Origin of the sequence: Pseudodesulfovibrio senegalensis (assembly GCF_008830225.1) — a bacterium.
In the GTDB taxonomy this organism is placed as follows: domain Bacteria; phylum Desulfobacterota; class Desulfovibrionia; order Desulfovibrionales; family Desulfovibrionaceae; genus Pseudodesulfovibrio; species Pseudodesulfovibrio senegalensis.
In genome coordinates, this window is sequence record NZ_WAIE01000010.1 from 1 (window position 1) to 19796 (window position 19796).

Here is a 19796-nt window from a genome sequence, read left to right on the forward strand (position 1 = left end):
GCTGCGAGAACGGCGACCTCTCGCGTACGTGTTGTACGCGTCGAGCCCGCCATTTTCTTGCGCCTTGCCCCCGTCCGTTTCTCGCCCGCCAGAGCGGTTTGTTTGGGGGACATGCCGTCGAGTTGAATGGGATAGGGTGGAGAATGATCATGGACGATTTGCAATTACAGCTTCTGATTGACCTGCATATATCAAATTTCAGGCAAGGCCCGGGGGGCGAAAACGAGACAAGGCAGGCTCTGAAGCTGGCCGGGGTCGACAACTCGCGCCCACTCAAGGTTGCGGATATAGGTTGCGGCACAGGCGCTTCGACCCTGCAACTTGCCAAGGAATTGGATGCCGAAATTATCGCCGTGGACTTCCTGCCTGAGTTCCTTGAGGAACTTCAGGCCAGAGCAAAAAAACAGCTGGGAAGCTCGGCGGATATGATCACCACCATGAATTGCTCCATGGATGCATTGCCGTTTGCCGATGAAGAGTTTGATCTCATCTGGTCGGAGGGGGCGATTTACAACATGGGCTTTGAGGCCGGAGTGTCGGCGTGGAAGCGGTTTCTGAAGCCGGGAGGCAAACTCGTCATTTCGGAAATCACGTGGTTGACGGCCGAACGCCCGTTCGAACTTCAGTCTCACTGGGATGCTGAGTATCCGGAAATCAGTGTTGCTTCAGCGAAGATGGAAATTCTGGAACGCCATGGCTACAGCCCTGAAGGCTACTTCTACCTGCCTCCCCGTTGCTGGATCGATAATTACTATCGTCCCATACGGGAGGGGTTGGACGCGTTTCTGGATCGAAATGGGACGAGTGCCTTGGCCAAGGAGATTGTCGAATGTGAAAAGGCCGAAATGGCGCTTTATGACAAGTTTCAGGATTATTATAGTTATGGCGTGTATATAGCCAAAAAGATCTAGAGGTGGAGAACTTCGGTATATTGAACAGCCGGAGTTCATCCGTAATCAAACAAAGGACGGCTGCATATGGGCGCACCATTCGGCCAGGCAGTCGGACTTCGGTTGAGGCAGGGTGTTTCGGTCCGGGGTTGGCCTTGGGTTGATTGAGTATGTCGGTGTGTGGCTGTCGCTGTGCCGCGTCTGGTCTGGACGGCGTTTTGCGTCCCCGGAGATGTCCGGGAGCCGATACCGGAAGATTTTATCCGCCCGGAATCCAGAGACAAAAAAGTATGGATTATATGATCGACCCAGTAAGACCTGATTGACAATACCGATTGCGGAAATTCGAGTTGCATGGTAACTCACGCCCTGAGTTTCACATTTTTTCAAGCGATTTGCGCATGTGCGGAATGGGTTTTCCGTAGCGTGAATTGCTTTTGGTTGTGGCGATTTTTCTACGGCGTCGGTGTTGTCATGACGGCATCGCAGACTTTTTTTCGCTGCACGTTGTCGGCATGATCGACGAATGTAGTAGACTGGTTGGGAGGAATATTATGCAGAACACCAATGGCTGGAATTGGGAGCCGGGCCGCAGGAAGGAGACCTTCTCCGACTGTGAGCAGGGTTCCGAGTGGCTGGAAGAGTGGCACGTGAGCCCGGACGGCGAAAAGGTGGCATGTGTCGCCTGTACCGCGCCCGCGGAATTCGCAATGTGTGTCAACGGAAAGCTCGGCGAAACCGTTTACGAAAAAATCATTTGCCCGCGGTTTGACCAGGACGGCAAGCTGGCTGCTTACGTGTCTCAGGACATGGAGTGGTTCGTGTACGTCGATGGTGAAACATGGGAAGAGGGATACGGTTTTGCCTGGGATCTGAAGAGCGCTGGCGGTCATGTGGCCACTGCCGTGCAGCAGGACATGCGCTATGGCATGGCCGTGGACGGCAAGCTCTGGGACAATCTTTTCGAAAACGGCAACAACTTCTGTCTCAGCCCTGATGGCTCGCGCACTGCCGCCGCCGTTCAGGTGGAGCCCATGGGGCAGGCCGAGATATACAAGTTTCAGGACGGCGTGTTCAGCCTGGCCGTGGATGGCGAAGCCATCGGCGATTTGGTCATGAACGTGTACAATCCGACCTTCAGCCCGGATTCCAAGAGCGTGGCCTGCGAGGTGCGCACTTCCCTGTACGAATACTCCATTGCCGTGGACGGCAAGAAATGGGGCACTTCGTACAACGGCGTGTGGGCTCCGGCCTTCAATCCGGTTTCCGGCGCCGTGGTCGCTCCTGTCCGCATTGGCGGCAAGTGGGGCCTGGCCGAAAACAACAACATCATCTGGCAGCCCAAGTACACCCAGCTCTGGAAGCAACGCTTCACTGCGCAGGGCGACATCTGGGCCGTGTGTTCCCCGAGCTACGGCGAGTTCACCCTGGTCAAGAACGATGCTCCGTGGAGCGTGAGCGCCGCCGTTGTCTACGATGTGGCCGTGAGTCCGGATGGACAGCGCGCCGCCGCCGTGGCCCGTGGCCACGACCGCCGCTACAAGGTCATGATTGACAACAAGTTCTGGCCCGGCAGCTTCGAGATGATCTGGCGTCCGGTGTTCAGCGCGGACAGCGCCAACTGCGCTGCTCGCGTGGACATGGGTTCCAAGCAGACAATCATGGTCAATGGCAAGGCATTCGGCGAAGAATTCGACCAGTGCTTTGAACCTGCCTTCAGCCCGGACAGCTCCAAGGTGCTGATCAAGGCTCGCAACGGCAAGGAATACATTCGCATCGTCGCTGACGTCAGCGAATTCAAATAAGGGGGAAGGAAATGTATAACAGCATTTACGACGTAGTCACCGGCCCCCTGGCATGGTTCGGTTGGGCCGTGTTCATTCTGGGAAGCCTGTATCGTATGGCCTCGCTGTACAGCGAAGCCAAGAAAAAGGACGTTTCTTCCTTGGCCTATGTCAAGGCGTCCTATGGCTTCAACTCCATCATGCACTGGATCACCCCGTTTGCCACGCTGGGCTGGAAATCGAATCCGGCCATGACCGTGGCAACCTTCGCGTTCCATATCTGTCTTCTGGCCGTGCCCGTTTTCCTGGGTGCGCACATCGACCTCTGGTACCAGTGGTTCGGCGTTTCCTGGGTGGCCCTGCCCGACACCGTGGCAGACACCATGACCGTGCTGGTGATTCTGGCGGCCGCGTTCTTCGCGTATCGTCGCATTGCCGTCAAGGAAGTCGCCTTTCTGACCACCTGGAAGGACTGGATGACCCTGATCATCGCCGTTGCACCGTTCCTGACCGGCTTCCTGGCGTATCATCAGATTCTCAACTACCAGTTCATGATCGTCCTGCACGTGATCACCGGCGTCGCATGGCTGGTGTTCATTCCGTTCGGCAGGCTCAGCCACGCCATTCTCGGCTGGTACTCCCGTGTTTACATCGGGTCCGAGTTCCAGGGCGTGCGTCACTGCAATGACTGGTAGCCGAGTACAAGGAGGATCTAGCAGTGTATAACAAGATATTCGACAGGAAAGTTGACGACATCGGCCTTCAGACCGGCATCGACCGTCTGACGCCGGAAAAGATCGAAAAGACCGTCAACGAGGTTTTCTCCGGCGAAACCGGAGCCAAACTCAAGGTATATCATGACACCTGCGTGCGGTGCGGCCTTTGCGCCAGCGCATGTCATTATTATGTGTCCCACGACAACGACCCCAGCTATTCCCCGGCGGGCAAGGTTACGCAGACCATCAGCATCCTGCTGGACAAGAAGGGCAAGGTCGGTCCGGACTTCATCTATCAGTGTGCGCAGATCGCCTACACCGAATGCAACCTGTGCCGTCGTTGCGTGCATTACTGCCCGCTGGGCATCGACACCGGTTACATGATGTCGGTTGTGCGCCGCATCTGCCACAAGCTGGGCGTCACCCCGCAGTATCTGCAGGACACCGCGCACAGCCATTCCGCCACCATGAACCAGATGTGGGTCAAGGACGACGAGTGGACCGACTCCCTGCTCTGGCAGGAAGAGGAAGCCCGCGACGAGTTCCCGGACATGCGCATTCCGCTGGATAAGGACGGCGCGGACGTCTACTACTCGGTCATCGGACCCGAGCCCAAGTTCCGTACGCACCTGATCTATCAGGCCGGAGCCATCCTGCATGAAGCCGGCGTGAACTGGACCATGCCGAGCATGCCCGGTTGGGACAACTCGGACATGGCCATGTACTCCGGCGACTTCGAAATGATGGGCCGCCTCAAGCGCATTCACTTTGAAAGCGCCCAGAAGCTGCACTCCAAGAAGATCGTCATGGGCGAATGCGGCCATGCCTTCCGGTCGGTTTACGACCAGGGCAACCGCTGGCTCGGCTGGAAGGATTATCCGGTCGAGGTCGTTCACTCCATCGAGTTCTTTGCCCATCTGCTCAAGACTGGCAAGATCAAGATGGCCGAGAAGTTCCCCGGTCCCGTGACCATCCATGACCCGTGCAACGTCATTCGCGGCCGCGGCCTGATGAACGAATTGCGCTACGTGGTCAGCGAGATATGCGAGTCCTACATTGAGATGCAGCCCAATGCCGAGCACAACTTCTGCTGTGCGGCAGGCGGCGGCGTCATCAACTGCGGTCCCCCGTTCAAGAACGTGCGCATGGACGGCAACCGGGCCAAGGCGGACCAGCTTCGGGCCGCTGCCGAGCAAGGCGTGAAAACCGTTATCGCTCCGTGTCACAACTGCCACGGTGGACTGGAAGATATCATCGAACATTACGAACTGGGGCTTGATCTCAAGTTCCTCGGCGACATCATCTACGCAAACATGGTCAAGACCAAGGCCGTGGAAGAGTAGGGAGGAGACACCATGAAGAAATGCATCACCATCTTGCTGGCGGTGGCCGCGGTTCTGGTCTTCATCCTTCCTGCGTTCAGCCAGGAAGACATTACCGAGATCAAGGACCCGTCCTTTGGAAAACTGCAACGCCCGGCCGTGCCGTTCATGCACGACGAGCATAATGAAAAAGCCGGACTCGACGGCTGTCTGCCCTGCCACCACGAAGGCATTGAAGACGGCGAACTCATCGAAGGCGACCCCGTTACCTGCGTGGATTGTCACGACGTGAAGACCGACGACGGCTCCATGAACCTCAAGGAAGCGTATCACAAGCAGTGCATCACCTGTCACGAAGAGGCCAAGAAAGGCCCTGTGGCCTGTGGTGAATGCCACGTGAAGTAGCGTTTTCCGCCAAGAGGAAAGCCCGAGGGGCCGCCGGTATTTCCGGCGGCCCTTTTTTTGGGAATATTTTTCCGGACCGCGTTTTGCATCGTACCCACCGAAGGGAAAGAACCGCCCTGTGCGGTATGACAAGGAGTGGGTAATGGCTTTGAGCATTAATGGTCTCGGCATACAGGCATATGGCTTGCGCGTTCGTTCCGCCGACGACGGCGGCAACGAGGCGGCGCAGCGCATGGATTCCGGCAAACCGGAAACCCGGGAGACCGGTTCCACGGTGCGGCTGTCCCTTTCGGGCGCGGCCCGGCAGCGCGTGCAGGCAGAGGAAGAGGCGCGCAAACGCATGGCAGATCTTTCGCCCGGAGAACGCCGCGAGGTGCAGGATTTGGTGGGCGAGATGGAAACCATGGTGGGCGAAGCAGGCGGTTTTCGCCGCCTGACGGAAACACAGTGGGAGCGCGTGGAGGAAATTCATGCCCGCATGTGCGAGATAAACGGCGAAGACCCTGCCGACGGAAACCGCCTTCAGGACCTCAAACAGGTGTATTCCCTTGAAGCGGAGCTTGAGTCGCTGTATGCGGGCGACAAGCCCATGACCGCAGAACAGCGCGAGCGCGCGGACGCCATCATGCAGGAGCTGGGCGATCTGTTCGGGGAACAGGAAGCGCCGCCGCTTCAGCCCGAGGATGAACAACGAATCAATGATCTGGAAACCGAGCTCGGTCAGCTCATGGACAAGCTTGATAAGTGGAACCTGACCCCGGACGACGAGAAGCGCGTCAATCAGATATTTGCGGAAATGGATACCGTTTTCAGGGGTGCTGAGCAGGGTGTGTCCCGACGAAACGGGTAAGTTGATTGTTGTGATATGATATTTTTTTGAATTGCCTGAGCCATGAGAGCGGAGGCGGTTTTTGACCGCCTCCGCTTTTTTATTGTCAGGAGGTCCAGATGTCCATGTAGGAGGCCGCGTCGCCCCCGGCCTCGATGTGGCTGATGAGCGCGGAGCCGATTACGGCCGCGTCCATGAGCCCGGCAAAAGGTGCGACCTGATCCGGGTGCTTGAGCCCGAAGCCCAGCGCCACGGGAATGTCGAAGACTTCGCGCACCTCGGCCAGCTTTTCCTTGACCCGCGCGGGCAGGGAGTCGCGTTGGCCCGTGGTGCCCAGCACCGAGACCATGTATACGAAACCGCCCGCGTCCTTGGCGTACATTTCCAGGCGTTCGCGCGAGGTATTCAGGCCCACCAGCGGGATCAGTTCCACGTTGTGGGGTTTGAGCGCGTCGGTCAGGAACCCGGCCTCGTCAATGGGCATGTCCGCGATGATCAGCCCGGAGACCCCGCCCTCGGCGCAGGCCCGCGCAAAGCGTTCCGGCCCGTATTGTAAAACCGGATTCAAATAGCCCATGAGCAGCAGCGCGGCGTTGTAACGGCCCTTGCGTTCCCTGAGTCCGTCCAGAATCCATTGCAGGGTGATGCCGTCTTCCAGCACCTTGAGGCAGGCCGCCTCCACCACCGGGCCGTCGGCCACGGGGTCGGAAAAGGGCATGCCGATTTCAATGACCGAAGCCCCGGCCGCGTCCAGTTTGTCCAGCTCTTCCCAGAACCTTTCGCGGGTGGGGTAGCCAGCGGGAAGATAGGGCACAAGGGCGACCTTGCCCTTGGCGTTGGCCTCGCGAATCTTGGTATTCAGCGGTGAAACACTCATGATTATTCTCCCTGATCGAGCACGTGCTCGACAATGTCCATGTCCTTGTCGCCGCGGCCGGACAGGTTGACCAGCACGTTCTTGCCTTGCAGTTTGTCCGCGTTTTCCAGAACCCATGCCACGGCATGGGAACTTTCCAGTGCCGGGATGATGCCCTCGCGGCGGGACAGGGTCTTGAATGCGTTCAGGGCCTGCTCATCGTTGACGCTGCCGTAGATCGCGCGACCGGCGGCCTGCAATGCGGCGTGTTCCGGGCCCACGCCCGGATAATCCAGCCCCGCGGCCACGGAATGGGATGGCATGATCTGGCCGTCGTCGGTCTGGAGCAGCTTGCTTTTGGTGCCGTGCAGCACCCCGTCCGTGCCCAGGTTCAGGGGCGCGGAGTTGAAGCAGCCCGGCTCACCGGTGCCGGCGGCTTCCACGCCCACCAGCTGCACCGATTCGTCCGGCACAAAGGCATGGAACGCGCCGATGGCGTTGGACCCGCCGCCCACGCAGGCGCAGACCACATCGGGCAGCGCGCCGTTGCGCTCCACGTACTGCATGCGCGCCTCGCGGCCCACCACGGCTTGAAGTTCGCGCACCAGCAGGGGGAACGGGTGCGGCCCGGCAGCCGTGCCAAAGCAGTAGTGTGTTGTCTCCTGCGTGGAAATCCAGCAACGCAGGGCTTCGTTGATGGCGTCCTTGAGCGTGCGGGTGCCGGATTCCACGGCCACGACCTCCGCGCCCAGCAGTTCCATGCGCCGCACGTTCAGGGATTGGCGTTCAACGTCCACCGCGCCCATGTAGACCTTGCAGCCCATGTCCATCATGGCCGCAGCCGTTGCCGTGGCCACGCCGTTCATGCCCGCCCCGGTTTCCGTGAGCAGCATTTTTTTGCCCATCTTTTTGGCCAGCAGGGCCTGCCCCAGCGTATTGTTGATCTTGTGCGCCCCCGTGTGGTTCAGGTCTTCGCGTTTGAGCCACAGGTTCACGCCGATATCGTGCGAGAGGTTGGGGCAGAAGGTCAGGGCCGAAGGCCGCCCCACGCACTCCTTGAGCAGGGCCGCGAATTCGTCCTGAAATTCCTTTGAAACCATGATGGTGTCCATGGCCTGTTCCAGTTCCAGCAGCGGCGGCATGAGCAGCTCGGGCACGAACTGTCCGCCGTAATCGCCGAAATAACCTTTTTTCATGATCGTTATCCTTTGTGATCTGCGATGCGCGTGAGCGCCGCACGCAGTTTGGTTGCGTCCTTGATTCCCGGAGCGGATTCCACGCCGGAATTGATGTCCAGTACCGTGGGGTTCTGTTGCAGGGCCAGCTCGACGTTGTCCGGCTTCAATCCGCCTGCAAGAAACCAATTTTGTTTTATTTCAATGTCTTGAAGATAGCTAAAATCAATGGTTTTGCCGTGTCCGCCGCCACTGCTGCCCGCATCAAAGAGCAGGTAGGCGCAGGCTCCGGCAAAGCGGTCGATTTCCTGTTGCAGGGCCTGGGGCGAGCCGCACCGCTCGGGCCAGAGAGCCTTGATGACCCGGCCCGAACCCACCTCGCGGCAGTCGTCGGGAGTCTGGTCTCCGTGCAGCTGGGCATAGTCGAGGTTGCAGCGGTCCATGATCTCCCGGATTTGTGCGGGAGTCTGGCGCACGAATACGCCTACCTTGGCGGCGGTGGGGCAGTGCGCGCGGGCCGCGAATTTCGGGTCCACGTTGCGCGGGCTGGGTTCATGGAAGATGAAGCCCATGAAGTCCACGCCGGATTCGCAGCACAGGCGCACGTCCTGCTCGCGGGTAAGTCCGCATATCTTGACCTTGGTCATGCGTCCACTCCGGTGAGTCGGGCCAGCATGGCGCCCGGATCGTCGGCCAGCATCAGGCTGGTGCCGATGAGCACGGCGTCAAAGCCCAGCCCGGCCATTTCCTCGATCTGCTCGCGGCTGTCCACGCCGCTGGCGCTGATCCACAGCTCTCCATCCTGTTTGTCCATGAGCCTGCGCGAAATGTCCAGCGTGGTGGTCAGGGTGTTCAGGTCGCGGTTGTTGACCTGAATGATGCTGGCCCCGGCTTCCCGCGCGGAATCAAGGTCGGCCTCGTCAAACACTTCGGTCACGGGTTCCAGTCCTGCGGCCTCGGCCAACTGCACCATTTCACGCAACTCGTGGCTGGAGCCGAACATGCGCGCGATGAGCAGCACGGCCGATGCCGGACTGGACGCGGTCATGGCCACCTGCAGCGGGTCCACGATGAAGTCCTTGCGCAAAAGCGGCAGGCCCCGGTCCGCGCACATGAACAGGTAGTCGGGGTGGCCCTTGAAGTACTGCGGCTCCGTGAGCACGCTCATGGCTGCCGCGCCGTTGTTCGCGTATGCCTCCACAAAGTCCAGCGGGTTGGCGTGTTCACGCAGCACCCCTTTGGAGGGCGAGGCGGGCTTGAACTCCGCGATGACCGCGCCCGGTCCCTTGGCCCGGATGGCCTCGGCAAAGCCCGGTCTGGTTCCCTCGTACATTGCGGGAATGCGTCCTTCCATGAATTCCTTGCGCAGGACTTCGATTTCCTCCTGCTTGGCGATGCGGAACTTATCCAGCATGGGGCAACCCCTTTGTCAGTCCCTGACTGACAGCGTCCCGGGCTTTGTCTGCGCATTCGCGCAACGGTTCCTGTTCCAGCAGGTGCAGGCAGACCGCCAGGTTCACGGCCACCATGTCCATCATGGCCTGCGGGCCCGTGCCGTCGAGGATGTCGCGCATAACCGCCACGGCGTGATCCTTGTCCCGCACGCGCACGTCGTCCGGCGAGTAGGCCGGGAATCCGAGCCGGTCCGGGTTGACCGTGGTTTTTTCCATGATGCCGTCGTGCAGCAGGTAGCCGCGCGCCGGGCCGAAGGTGGTCACTTCGTCGAATCCGCCCGCCCCGGCAATGACCATGGCACGGTCCACGCCGGTGAGCAGCAGGGTTTCGCCCATGATCTGGAGCTTGGAGGGATCACCCACGCCCAGCAGCTGGTGGCTGGGACGCGCCGGGTTGAGCAGGGGGCCCATGAGGTTGAACAGGGTGCGGATGCCCAGCGCCTGCCGTACGGGCATGACGTATTTGAAGGCCGGGTGGTAGTTGGGCGCGAACAGGAAGGCGAAGTTGTTTTCATTCAGCGACTTGGCCGCGTCCTCGGGGGCCTGCATCAGGGGTACGCCCAGCTCCTCGAGCACGTCCGCGCTGCCGCAGGACGAGGATACCGAGCGGTTGCCGTGCTTGGCCACCTTGTGGCCCATGTCCGCAAGGAACAGGGCCACGGCCGTGGAGCAGTTGAAGCTCAGGGAGCCGTCGCCGCCCGTGCCGCAGGTGTCGATGACCGGCACGCCCGCGCTGCCGTCCGTGTACCCGGGAATGGTCCGCGCATGGTTCAGGCCCGCGCGCACGCCCGAGGCCAGATCCGTGGAGTCCTCGCCCTTGGCGCGCAAGCCCATGAGAAAGGCTCCGGCCGCTGCCGAGTCCAGTTCGCCGTCCATGAGCATGCCGAAGGCCATGTCGGCCTGCCGGTCCGAAAGGGCTTCGCCCTTTGCCAGCTGTTCCAGTATTTCCGTAATGGTCATATCCTTCTCCTTTATGCGGACATTTTCAGGAAGTTGTCGAGCAGTTGCGGTCCCTTGGGCGTGAGGATCGATTCCGGGTGGAACTGCACGCCGTGCCACGGCCGGTCCTTGTAGCGCAGGCCCATGACCTCGTCGCGGTCTGCCGTGGCCGTGATTTCCAGCTTGTCCGCGGCTTCTTCGGCGCGCACGGTCAGCGAGTGGTAGCGGCAGACCTCCATGCCGTCGGCAATGTCCTTGAACAGGCCTTCGCCGTTGTGGAATATCTTGGAGGTCTTGCCGTGCATGATGCGGTGGTTGCGGTTCACGGTGGCTCCGGCAAACGCGCCAAGGCACTGGTGGCCGAGGCACACGCCCATGACCGGAACCACCGGCGGCAACAGGGACAGGAATTCAAGACAGTAGCCCGCATTGTGCGGGGTGCTGGGGCCGGGGGAGATGCACACCCGCTCCAGTTTGCCGTTGCCCGCCAGTTCCAGCAGCTCGGACTTGTCGTTGCGCACCACCACCGGGTCCGCGCCCAACTGCTGGAACGCCTGCACCAGATTGAAGGTGAACGAGTCGTAATTATCTATGAGTAAAAACATCGCCTGCTCCCTTGCCGGTTATGACCTCGAGCAGCACCCGGGCCTTGTTGTTGCATTCCTGCCATTCCTTTTCCGGGTCCGAGTCATAGACGATCCCGGCCCCGGCCTGCCAGTTGCACTGGCCGTTGCGGATCCACATGCTGCGGATGGTGATGCCCGTGTCCAGACTGACCGCGTCCTTGCCCAGCCCCATCCAGCCGATGCAGCCGCCGTAGGGTCCGCGGTCGCGCTGTTCCAGCTCCGCGATGATCTCCATGGCCCGCACCTTGGGAGCGCCCGAGAGCGTGCCGGCCGGGAACGTGGACTGCAACACGTCGATGGCGTCCATGTCGTCCTTGAGTTCGCCTTCCACATAGGAGGTCAGGTGCATGACGTGGGAGAAACGTTCCACGTTCATGAATTTGCGCACTTCCACGGTGCCGGGTTTGGAAATGCGGCCAAGGTCGTTGCGCCCGAGGTCCACCAGCATGACGTGCTCGGCCCGTTCCTTGGGATCGGCCAGCAGTTCCTTTTCCAGTTCGAGGTCTTCCTTTTCATTGTGGCCACGCGGGCGGGTCCCTGCGATGGGCCGCACTTCCAGCGCGCCCTTGTCGCAGCGCACCATCATCTCCGGCGAGGAACCGAGCAGCACGGTGCCGGACTGCACGGACTTGGGAAAGCGCATGAAGAACATGAACGGCGAGGGGTTGGCCTGCCGGAGCCTGCGGTAGATGCGGAACGGATCGTCGGGAACCGGCACCGAGAAGCGGGTGGACAGCACCACCTGGATGCATTCGCCCTCGGCAATGAGCTCCTTGGCCTTTTCCACGCCGCGCATGTATTCCTCCTTGCCGGGGTCCACGCTGGGCTGTCCTGCCTCGGGCGCGGCAAGATCCATGCCCCATTCCGTGGCGGCCGGGCGGGGGGTGGCTTCCTTGTCAAGGCTCAGGTAGCAGCAGGAGTGGCGCAGGTGGTCGAAAAGCACGATCTGTCCGGGCAGGGCCATGCAGGCTTCGGCCTGTTCCGGCGGCAGAGCCTGGGCCAACTTGGGCTCGAACATGCCGCCCGTGCCGTAGCCGAAATAGCCGTACAGCCCGCGCGTGAGTCCGGGCAGGCCGTCGCGCCCGTGGTCGGCCTCCTGCTCCACGTTGATGAGCCGGGAAGCGCGGCGCAACCCTTCCAGATAGCCCATGCCGTCCAGCGCCTTGAGCGGTTCCAGCCGCTCGTCGCAAACATCCACGGCCAGCTTGCCGTCCACCGGGTGCAGGGTCAGGCGGAAATCCCAGGCAATGAGGCTGTAGCGGCCGAGCCGTCCGTCCACTTCCGCGGATTCCAGCAGGATGCCGGGGCGGTCGCCCACGAGCCCGAGGTACAGGCTGATGGGTGTCTGCACGTCTGCCGGGAGCCATTTCCCGTATTGTTTCAGATGAATGGGGTCCATTGTTCCTCCGTTTTGTTGTAAAAAAAAGGCCGCCTCCCGGAGGAGTGCGGCCTGGCTTTCATTGGTTTCTGCCGTGGCTCAGACGCAATCCTCCCGTGGGTTTTCGTTGCGCCACCACCACTGTGCCAGAGATGCCAGAAGATCCAGCTCGCCGCCGGCGGCAAGGCTGAACAGGGTCATGAACTGGCGTGCGGTTTCCTGCAGGTAGGGGTTGGCGTCCGCAATGGTGCCGAAGAGTTCGCTGTCCTTGGTGAACATCTTGCGGGCGGCGTCCAGCCTGCGGTTGAACGAGGGCGTCACGTAGTTTTCGATGCCCGGGCACCGTCCTGCGGCGGCGAGGTAGGCAGCCGTGGTGGTGAAGTTGAGCCCCTGTATGAAGGCCATGGCCTTGTCGTGTTCCGCGGCCGTGGTCATGAACGGATCGAATCCGGCCTCATGGAACAGGGTGGCCACCTGGTCGGCTTGTCGTGCGTGTTTCTCCCTGCCCGGAACAACGGCCACCCGGGGTGCGAAGCCTTCGGGAATGACCGGGCCGAACAGGGGGTGGGTTCCCACCACCGGACCGGCGTGCGCCTTGAGCATGGCGCGCAGGGGCAATTCCTTGACCGAGCCAACGTCCGCGAGCACGGCCTGTTCGTCCATGTGGGGCATGATTTTGTCCAGCACATCGGCCATGGCCGTGACCGGAACGCAGAGCAGCACGAGGTCGCTTTTGCTCAGGGCCCGTTCGATGGCCTCCTGCTCAAGCGGCTGGTCCAGCTCGGCCACGAAGCAGCCCAGTTCCCGAAAGCGTTTCGAGAACAGGCTGCCCATCTGGCCTTGTGCGCCCACTATGGACATGTGCCGGAATTGGGGTTCCATGCTACTGACCTTCCACTACCTTTTCCCATTCTTCAAAGAATTGGGGAAAGGATTTGCCCACGCAGGCGGGGTTGTCGAGGTTGGGGCTGATGCCCGAAAGTTCGAACAGGGACATGCTCATGGCGATGCGGTGGTCCCCGTATGTTTCAAAGTCGATGGCCGTGCCGGATGCCAGCGGCGCGGGCGTGATGGTCATGCCGTCATCGAACTGCTCCACCTTGCAGCCGGTCTTGGCTATCTGCTCTGCGCAGGCCTGCAGCCGGTCGCATTCCTTGATGCGCAGGTGCGCCACATTGTGGATTGTGGTGGGGCTGACCGCATGGGCCGCCACCACGGCTACCGTGGGCACGAGGTCCGGGCATTTGCTCATGTCCACGTTGATGCCCCTGAGCTTGCGCGGGTAGATGGTGATGCCCTTGTCCGGGGTCACGTTCAGGCCAGCCCCCATCTGGGCCAGAATGTCGATGATGGCATGGTCGCCCTGATGCGAATCCGGGCCGATGCCCAGCACCTTGACCGGATGCTTGCCGATGGCTCCGGCCGCAAGGAAGTAGGAAGAGTTGCTCCAGTCGCCTTCCACGCGGTAGTTGGCGGCCTCAAAACCGGACGCTTCCACATGAAAGCGCAGGGCGCCGGGTTCCACCTGCCGGATGGAGCGCCACGGCACTTCGGTCCAGCGTCCGTCCTTGAGGATTTCCACGGCAAATGCGGCCTTGAAGTCTTCCATGATCTGGAGCGTGAGCGCCACATAGGGCCAACTCACGGCCTTTTTGCCGGAAACCGTTATCAGCACGGGTTTTTCGGAAAGCGGCGCGCCCAGCAGCAGACCGGAAAGGTACTGGCTCGATTCCTCGAGTGTGATGTCCACGGTCTTTTTGCGGTAGCCCTTGGTTTCCATGACAAAAGGCAGGTGGCCCTCTTGTTCCTCGAAAGTGAAGCGCACGCCGAGGCGCGAAAGTGCTTCCACCAATTCCTTCATGGGGCGTTCGTGCATGCGCGGGGCGCCGTGCACGCGGAATGTTCCCTTGCCAGCCGCTGCCACCGCGGTCATGAGTCGGCAGGTGGTGCCGGATTCGTGCACGAAGAGTTCGTGCGGCTCGTCGGCGCGGTTGCGTCCGTCGTGGTTGCCGCCGCGTGGGCCGTCTTCCATGCCCTGCACGCGCACGGCTCCGCCTTCGGTATCCGAGAAGCTCGCACCGCATGCGCTCAGGCAGTCCATGGTGCGCTTGATGTCGTCCGAATCCAGAAGCCCGGTGATGATGGACTGGCCGTTTGCCAGCGAACCCGCGATGAGGGTCCGGTGGGAAAGGGACTTGGAAGCGGGCGCCTGAACCGTGATGATGCCGTTGGGATTGCTGGGTGTCATGCTATTGTTCTCCGCCGTCCGTGCGTGCCGAGGGGTAGGTTCCCAGAACGCGCAGGGTGTGGCACTGCTCGCGCAGCGTGTTCAACATTGATTCGTATTCCGCCTTAGTGAGGTCGCACTCGAGGTCCGTGAAAAAGACGTATTTCCATTTTTCGCCGCGTACCGGGCGCGATTCCAGCTTGGTCATGTTGATGCCGCTTCCGGCCAGCGTGTTCAGGATTCTGGCCAGTGCGCCCGGGCTGTCCGGTATGGTGAACAAAAGCGAGGTCTTGTCGCGTTCGTCCTCGCGGCAGGGCGAGGGCGCGATGACCAGAAAGCGCGTCCAGTTGTCCGGGTGGTCCTCGATGCGCTGGCCCAGCAGGTTCAGCCCGTACATTTCCGCCAGCCGCTCATTGCCCACGATGGCCACGGTGTCGTCATCACTCGCGGTTTCGGCTGCGGCCGCGGTGGAATCCGTGGTCCTGCGCGGGATGCCCGGCAGGTTGGCATCCAGCCATTCGCGGCATTGCTCAAGCGGCTGCGGATGCGAAAGCACGCTTTTTACCGAGGCCATGTCGCCTGATTTGCTCATGAGGCAATGGCTGATGCGGTTGTAGATTTCGCCCTGAATGTAGACCGGGTATTTCATGAACAGGTCCGCCACCTGTCCCACGGTGCCTTCAAGGGAATTTTCCAGCGGGATCACGCCCAGTTCCGCGCCCTCGTCGGCCACGGCCCGGAAAATTTCCTCGAAATTGGCCTTGGGGGTCAGGTATTGGGAATGGCCCATGTGGGCCAGGGCCGCAAAATAGGAGAACGTGCCCTCGGGCCCGAGGTAGACCGTGCGTTCCGGGCGTTGCAGCCTGCGCGAGGAGGACATGATCTCCTTGTAGATGGCGCGCAGGTGCTTTTCCGGCAGGGGGCCGGGGTTGCCGTGGGCTATCTTGTTCATGACCTCGCGTTCGCGAAAGGGCATGTAGATGGGCGCGTTGTTTTCGGCCTTGTGGCGGCCCACCTCGAGGCTGACCTGTGCGCGGGCGTTGAGCAGGTCCACAAGCTCTTTGTCCAGCCTGTCGATGCGTGCCCGCATGCTTTCGAGCGGTTTTCCGGTCGTGTCCGACATGGCCTAGCCTTCCTTGATTTCCTCGGTGATGCGCATGCCGAAATGGCGTCCGGCCTGATCGGTGCGGACCAGCAGCTTGTCACCGGGCTTGACCTTGACCACGCTCACGGGTTCGCCTTCGGGCGTGACCACGCGGATGGTCTCGGCGTTTTGCAGGAAGACCTGTCCTTCGCGCACGCCGTCCTTGGTCTTGATCTCGGCCTTGATGAGCAGCATGGGCCGGACTTCCACCTTGCAGCGGCCCACCGTGGCCAGCGAGGAGGCTCCGTCGTGACCCACGATGAGTACTTCAGTGCCCGAGGAGAGCTCCTCGAGGTAGCTGGTCTTGTCGCCGGGCATGGCGCAGTAGGCGTGCACGGCTCCCGCGTTGATGCGGAACGGGCGGGCGGCCACATAGGGGTTGGATTCGGTTTCCGCATGCACAAGGAAGGTGAAGGCCGAGGAATTGCCCACCAGCATTCCCTGCCCCTTGTTCAGCATGCTCGTGGTGTCCACGCACACGCGGTGGCCGAGACCGGCCGGGGCGACTTCCGTGACGACAGCGGTTTCGAGTTCCATGGTCCCCTGCGAAAGTTTGAGTTCCTTGACGATCCGTTTCAGGTCGGCGGCGGCTTCGGGCAGGACCACGATGGTGTCGGCCCCGCGTTCCAGCACGCCTGCTGCCAGTATGGCCGTGTCCAGTGATTCGGCTTCCACGGCCAGCGAATCCACCTGGGCAAGGATGTTTTCCACGGGAATGATTTCCCAGCCCTGTTGCAGCACGATGTTTTCGCCCTTTTGGATGCGTTGTACGGCTGTTTCCTCATCCTTTTTCTCGTTCACGGGCTGGGCAGGCATCTGCTTGGGCGTGATGACCTCCACACGCCCGAGGTCCTGAACGCCCTTGACGTGTTCGGACTCCACCATGACCGCGTCCACGCCGGATTCCAGTGCCAGCGTGACCAGATTCTTGTCGTAGGGAACAGCCTTGAAGATGATGCGTTTCATGTCTGATACGGTCCTTGTTTTATTCGCCGACATGGGCGAGGGCTTCGTCCACTTCCACATCCTGATGCACGACCATGTTCAGCGCTTCCACCAGCCGGGTGGGGTCCTTGTGCTGGAACACGTTGCGGCCTACGGAAAGGCCAGCGCCTCCTGCTTCTATGGAATCGTGAACCATACGCAGGAAATCCCGGGTGCTGTCAAGCTTGGGTCCACCGGCGATGACCACGGGAATGCAGCAGGCGTCGGTGACGTGGGAGAAGGTTTCCGGGTCGCCGGTGTAGCAGACCTTGACCACGTCTGCGCCCAGTTCCGTGCCCACGCGGGCGCAATGCGCCACCACTTCAGGGTCGTATTCGTTTTCGATTTTGGGACCGCGGGCGTAGACCATGGCCAGCAGGGGCATGCCCCAGTTGGCTGCGCTGGATGCGATTTTTCCGAAATCGTGCAGCATGGTGGCTTCGGCCTCGTCCGCGAGGTTGCAGTGGATGCTGACCGCGTCCGCGCCGAGGCGGACCGCGTCTTCCACGGAACCCACGAGGGTTTTGGCGTTGGGCAGGGGGGAGAGGCAGGTGGACGCGGAAAGATGAACGATGAGGCCGATGTCCTTGCCTTCGGCCCGGTGGCCGCAGCGAACAAGGCCCTTGTGTTCGATCACGGCGTTGGCGCCGCCTTCCACAACGCGTCCCACGGCCTCCTTCATGTCCACGATGCCGTCGATGGGTCCGACAGTCACGCCATGGTCCATGGGAACCACGATGGTGCGTCCTGTGTTGCGGTTGAAGATACGCTCCAACCTGATGGCTTTTCCGATATGCATGTTCAATCTCCTTGGGTGTCCCCTCGGACCCGGACCGCCGGTTTTGGCCTTCGGATAAAACAAAAGGGCCGCCGGCTTTACGCCCGCGGCCCTTGGAAGTTCATTTTGGTGTACCTGTCTTTCGGCTACAACGCATCCCTTCCGTGCCCGCGGGCATCGGTAAACCAGTACCAAAAATACAGGTAGGAAAAGAGGTTGTTGCTGAAAGTTTTGTCCATGACCAAAGAGCTAGTGCAGTTCCGTGGACAATGTCAAGCGGAAAAAATTTTTATTTATATATTACATTATTTGTAAAAATAATAAGGAAACGCTTTTTCGACGGCCACAAGAATTACAAATTAGTAAATAGCGTTGTTCGCAGCGTGTGTTTTGTGACAAAAATGTACAGATAATCGTCTTTCCCGAAATGTAATTTACAGAGTTATATACAGTTATAACAGGGGGTTAATCTATTTGGCACGGAGGTTGCCTTAAGGGGGGCAGTTAGCAACGCATTTCCACAAGGAGGAAACAAACATGCTTTTCGGACTGTCTCATGCCGGTATCCGGCACAAGAAGGTGCTGCTGTCACTCGCGGTCTTGTCTCTTTGGGCAATTCCCGCCGCAGCCGTAGCTGGTGACGAAGTCGCGTTTCTCACTCAGGACAACGCCAACATTCTCTGGACCCTGCTGGCGGCCATTCTGGTCATGTTCATGCAGGCCGGTTTTGGCTGCGTTGAGGCCGGATTCACCCGCGCAAAAAGTGCGGGCAACATCATGATGAAGAACTTCCTGGACTTTGCAGCGGGTTCCATCATCTTTTTCCTGTTCGGTTTTGCGCTGATGTTCGGCTCGGACATGGGCGGGTTCATCGGAACATCCGGCTTCTCGCTGGCCGGGGTTGCCGATGGCGACCTGCCCTGGACCTACACCTTCTGGTTCTTCCAGAGCGTATTCGCCGCCACCGCCGCCACCATCGTTTCCGGCGGCATGGCCGAGCGCACCAAATTTTCCAACTACGTTCTGGTGTCCCTGATCGTCACCGGCTTCATCTATCCGGTTTCCGGCCACTGGGCCTGGGGCAGCCTGTGGTTGGGCGATGACGGCGCAGGCTGGTTGGAGGCTCTCGGATTCTGTGATTTCGCAGGCTCCAGCGTGGTCCATTCTCTGGGCGGCTGGCTGGCCCTGGCTGGCGCCATGGTGCTCGGCCCGCGCGTGGGCAAGTACACCGAGGACGGCAAGGCCAAGGCCATTCCGGGTCACAACATCCCGCTGGCCGGTCTGGGCGTGTTCATCCTCTGGTTCGGCTGGTTCGGATTCAACCCCGGTTCCACCACCACTGCGGACAACACCATCGGTCTTATCGCCATGAACACCTCCCTGTCCGCCGCTGCCGGTACGGTTGCCGCCATGACCTTCTCCAGACTGCGTTACGGCAAGTCGGACATCTCCATGACCATGAACGGCGCGCTGGCCGGTCTGGTGGGCATCACCGCCCCCTGTGCCACGGTCACCCCCGGTTCTTCCATCATCATCGGTCTGGTGGCCGGCGTGCTGGTGGTTCTGTCCATTGAATTCATCGACAAGGTCCTCAAGATCGACGACCCGGTGGGCGCCTCTTCCGTTCACGGCGTGTGCGGTGCATGGGGCACCATCGCCTGCGGTCTGTTCAATGTGGGCGACGGCCTGTTCATGGGCGGCGGCGCGAGCCTGCTGGGCGTGCAGCTCCTCGGAGCCGGTGCGTTTCTGGCCTGGGGCTTCGGCGGCGGCTACGTGATGTTCTCGGTGCTCAAGGCCCTGTTCGGTCTGCGCGTCTCCAAGGAAGAGGAACTCAAGGGTCTGGACATCGCCGAGCACGGCTCCGAGTCCTACAACGGGTTCCAGCTCTTCACCACCGAGTAAGCAAAACAACCGTACATCCAAGGAGGATACTACGCCATGAAGCTCGTAATAGCATATATCAGGCCCGAAAAGCTCAACGACGTGAAGCAGGCACTGTACGCCAAGGAGATCTACTCCCTGTCCGTGACCAACGTGCTCGGCTCGGGACGCCAGAAGGGGTTCACGGAAACCTACCGCGGCGTCGAGATCGAGGTGAACCTGCTCAAGAAGATCAGGCTCGAGATCGCGGTCAACGACACCTTCCTCGATCCCTGCATCGAAGCCATCAACAGCGCAGGCAAGACCGGCAAGGAAGGCGACGGCGTGATCTTCGTCGTGGAACTGGCAAAGGCCATGCGCATCAGGACCGGAGAGGACGGAATCCTCTAGTCCGCATTCATCAGGGAA

20 protein-coding genes are annotated in these 19796 nt (G+C 60.6%); 8 read left to right on the plus strand and 12 right to left on the minus strand.

The window, feature by feature from the left end; translation table 11 throughout:
- The first annotated feature begins 149 nt into the window (after positions 1-149).
- The 6 genes from F8A88_RS15090 (at position 150) to F8A88_RS15115 (ending at position 5967) form a co-directional block, all read left to right on the plus strand.
- A complete protein-coding gene (locus F8A88_RS15090; RefSeq protein ID WP_151152016.1) occupies positions 150-911 on the plus strand; it encodes a class I SAM-dependent methyltransferase in 762 nt (253 codons plus the stop codon).
- A 533-nt stretch (positions 912-1444) separates the two neighbouring features.
- Entirely contained in the window at positions 1445-2695 is a 1251-nt protein-coding gene (tmcD, locus tag F8A88_RS15095; protein WP_151152017.1) for an electron transfer complex subunit TmcD, read from the plus strand.
- Positions 2696-2706: 11 nt separating this feature from the next.
- Entirely contained in the window at positions 2707-3369 is a 663-nt protein-coding gene (tmcC, locus tag F8A88_RS15100) for a TmcC family electron transfer complex membrane anchor subunit (RefSeq protein WP_151152018.1), read from the plus strand.
- A gap of 23 nt (positions 3370-3392) precedes the next feature.
- Complete coding sequence (gene tmcB, locus F8A88_RS15105; RefSeq protein WP_151152019.1) at positions 3393-4733, plus strand: electron transfer complex ferredoxin TmcB; 1341 nt, start codon at positions 3393-3395, stop codon at positions 4731-4733.
- Positions 4734-4745: 12 nt separating this feature from the next.
- Complete coding sequence (tmcA, locus tag F8A88_RS15110; RefSeq protein WP_151152020.1) at positions 4746-5117, plus strand: acidic tetraheme cytochrome c3 TmcA; 372 nt, start codon at positions 4746-4748, stop codon at positions 5115-5117.
- Between the two features lie 142 nt (positions 5118-5259).
- Positions 5260-5967 carry a hypothetical protein gene (locus F8A88_RS15115; RefSeq protein ID WP_151152021.1) on the plus strand — a complete coding sequence of 236 codons (708 nt, stop codon included), beginning with the start codon at positions 5260-5262 and terminating at the stop codon, positions 5965-5967.
- Between the two features lie 85 nt (positions 5968-6052).
- Here the strand turns inward: F8A88_RS15115 and trpA are convergent, their stop codons facing one another.
- The 12 genes from trpA to F8A88_RS15175 form a co-directional block, all read right to left on the minus strand.
- On the minus strand, positions 6053-6823 hold the full coding sequence (gene trpA / locus F8A88_RS15120; RefSeq protein ID WP_151152022.1) for a tryptophan synthase subunit alpha: 771 nt from the start codon (positions 6821-6823) through the stop codon (positions 6053-6055).
- A gap of 2 nt (positions 6824-6825) precedes the next feature.
- Positions 6826-7998 carry a tryptophan synthase subunit beta gene (gene trpB / locus F8A88_RS15125; protein ID WP_151152023.1) on the minus strand — a complete coding sequence of 391 codons (1173 nt, stop codon included), beginning with the start codon at positions 7996-7998 and terminating at the stop codon, positions 6826-6828.
- Between the two features lie 5 nt (positions 7999-8003).
- A complete protein-coding gene (locus F8A88_RS15130; protein WP_151152024.1) occupies positions 8004-8624 on the minus strand; it encodes a phosphoribosylanthranilate isomerase in 621 nt (206 codons plus the stop codon).
- On the minus strand, positions 8621-9391 hold the full coding sequence (locus F8A88_RS15135) for an indole-3-glycerol phosphate synthase TrpC (RefSeq protein ID WP_151152025.1): 771 nt from the start codon (positions 9389-9391) through the stop codon (positions 8621-8623). The genes F8A88_RS15130 and F8A88_RS15135 overlap by 4 nt, the downstream gene beginning before the upstream one ends.
- The gene (gene trpD, locus F8A88_RS15140) at positions 9381-10391 is read right to left on the minus strand and encodes an anthranilate phosphoribosyltransferase (protein ID WP_151152026.1); all 1011 of its coding nucleotides are present in this window, start codon (positions 10389-10391) and stop codon (positions 9381-9383) included. Before trpD ends, F8A88_RS15135 begins: the two co-directional genes overlap by 11 nt.
- Positions 10392-10402: 11 nt before the next feature.
- Positions 10403-10975: an anthranilate synthase component II gene (locus tag F8A88_RS15145; protein WP_151152027.1), complete on the minus strand. Its 573-nt coding sequence runs from the start codon at positions 10973-10975 to the stop codon at positions 10403-10405.
- Positions 10956-12395 carry an anthranilate synthase component I family protein gene (locus F8A88_RS15150; protein WP_151152028.1) on the minus strand — a complete coding sequence of 480 codons (1440 nt, stop codon included), beginning with the start codon at positions 12393-12395 and terminating at the stop codon, positions 10956-10958. Before F8A88_RS15150 ends, F8A88_RS15145 begins: the two co-directional genes overlap by 20 nt.
- Positions 12396-12473: 78 nt before the next feature.
- On the minus strand, positions 12474-13256 hold the full coding sequence (locus tag F8A88_RS15155; protein WP_151152029.1) for a prephenate dehydrogenase/arogenate dehydrogenase family protein: 783 nt from the start codon (positions 13254-13256) through the stop codon (positions 12474-12476).
- Between the two features lies 1 nt (position 13257).
- Positions 13258-14622, minus strand: a complete 1365-nt coding sequence (gene aroA / locus F8A88_RS15160; protein ID WP_151152030.1) for a 3-phosphoshikimate 1-carboxyvinyltransferase — start codon at positions 14620-14622, stop codon at positions 13258-13260.
- Position 14623: 1 nt separating this feature from the next.
- Positions 14624-15724: a prephenate dehydratase gene (pheA, locus tag F8A88_RS15165; RefSeq protein WP_151152031.1), complete on the minus strand. Its 1101-nt coding sequence runs from the start codon at positions 15722-15724 to the stop codon at positions 14624-14626.
- 3 nt (positions 15725-15727) lie between these two features.
- Positions 15728-16711, minus strand: a complete 984-nt coding sequence (locus F8A88_RS15170) for a 3-dehydroquinate synthase II family protein (protein WP_151152032.1) — start codon at positions 16709-16711, stop codon at positions 15728-15730.
- Between the two features lie 19 nt (positions 16712-16730).
- Positions 16731-17528, minus strand: coding sequence for a 2-amino-3,7-dideoxy-D-threo-hept-6-ulosonate synthase (locus F8A88_RS15175; protein WP_151152033.1), 798 nt, complete (start codon positions 17526-17528; stop codon positions 16731-16733).
- Between the two features lie 516 nt (positions 17529-18044).
- Here F8A88_RS15175 and F8A88_RS15180 point away from each other — a divergent pair.
- Both F8A88_RS15180 and F8A88_RS15185 read left to right on the plus strand, forming a co-directional pair.
- Positions 18045-19409 (plus strand): ammonium transporter, encoded by a 1365-nt coding sequence (locus tag F8A88_RS15180; protein ID WP_151152034.1) that lies wholly within the window; start codon positions 18045-18047, stop codon positions 19407-19409.
- A 36-nt stretch (positions 19410-19445) separates the two neighbouring features.
- Positions 19446-19778 (plus strand): P-II family nitrogen regulator, encoded by a 333-nt coding sequence (locus F8A88_RS15185; protein WP_151152035.1) that lies wholly within the window; start codon positions 19446-19448, stop codon positions 19776-19778.
- Positions 19779-19796: the final 18 nt, after the last annotated feature.

Excerpts from the sequence above, each read along its gene's own strand:
- aroA (WP_151152030.1), bottom strand. The coding sequence starts at position 14,622 with ATGACACCCAGCAATCCCAACGGCATCATCACGGTTCAGGCGCCCGCT.
- F8A88_RS15115 (WP_151152021.1), top strand. The coding sequence starts at position 5,260 with ATGGCTTTGAGCATTAATGGTCTCGGCATACAGGCATATGGCTTGCGC.
- F8A88_RS15175 (WP_151152033.1), bottom strand. The coding sequence starts at position 17,528 with ATGCATATCGGAAAAGCCATCAGGTTGGAGCGTATCTTCAACCGCAAC.
- F8A88_RS15180 (WP_151152034.1), top strand. The coding sequence starts at position 18,045 with ATGCTTTTCGGACTGTCTCATGCCGGTATCCGGCACAAGAAGGTGCTG.
- trpB (WP_151152023.1), bottom strand. The coding sequence starts at position 7,998 with ATGAAAAAAGGTTATTTCGGCGATTACGGCGGACAGTTCGTGCCCGAG.
- F8A88_RS15155 (WP_151152029.1), bottom strand. The coding sequence starts at position 13,256 with ATGGAACCCCAATTCCGGCACATGTCCATAGTGGGCGCACAAGGCCAG.
- F8A88_RS15170 (WP_151152032.1), bottom strand. The coding sequence starts at position 16,711 with ATGAAACGCATCATCTTCAAGGCTGTTCCCTACGACAAGAATCTGGTC.
- F8A88_RS15130 (WP_151152024.1), bottom strand. The coding sequence starts at position 8,624 with ATGACCAAGGTCAAGATATGCGGACTTACCCGCGAGCAGGACGTGCGC.
- tmcD (WP_151152017.1), top strand. The coding sequence starts at position 1,445 with ATGCAGAACACCAATGGCTGGAATTGGGAGCCGGGCCGCAGGAAGGAG.
- F8A88_RS15135 (WP_151152025.1), bottom strand. The coding sequence starts at position 9,391 with ATGCTGGATAAGTTCCGCATCGCCAAGCAGGAGGAAATCGAAGTCCTG.
- tmcC (WP_151152018.1), top strand. The coding sequence starts at position 2,707 with ATGTATAACAGCATTTACGACGTAGTCACCGGCCCCCTGGCATGGTTC.
- F8A88_RS15185 (WP_151152035.1), top strand. The coding sequence starts at position 19,446 with ATGAAGCTCGTAATAGCATATATCAGGCCCGAAAAGCTCAACGACGTG.
- trpD (WP_151152026.1), bottom strand. The coding sequence starts at position 10,391 with ATGACCATTACGGAAATACTGGAACAGCTGGCAAAGGGCGAAGCCCTT.
- trpA (WP_151152022.1), bottom strand. The coding sequence starts at position 6,823 with ATGAGTGTTTCACCGCTGAATACCAAGATTCGCGAGGCCAACGCCAAG.
- F8A88_RS15150 (WP_151152028.1), bottom strand. The coding sequence starts at position 12,395 with ATGGACCCCATTCATCTGAAACAATACGGGAAATGGCTCCCGGCAGAC.
- pheA (WP_151152031.1), bottom strand. The coding sequence starts at position 15,724 with ATGTCGGACACGACCGGAAAACCGCTCGAAAGCATGCGGGCACGCATC.
- tmcA (WP_151152020.1), top strand. The coding sequence starts at position 4,746 with ATGAAGAAATGCATCACCATCTTGCTGGCGGTGGCCGCGGTTCTGGTC.
- F8A88_RS15145 (WP_151152027.1), bottom strand. The coding sequence starts at position 10,975 with ATGTTTTTACTCATAGATAATTACGACTCGTTCACCTTCAATCTGGTG.
- F8A88_RS15090 (WP_151152016.1), top strand. The coding sequence starts at position 150 with ATGGACGATTTGCAATTACAGCTTCTGATTGACCTGCATATATCAAAT.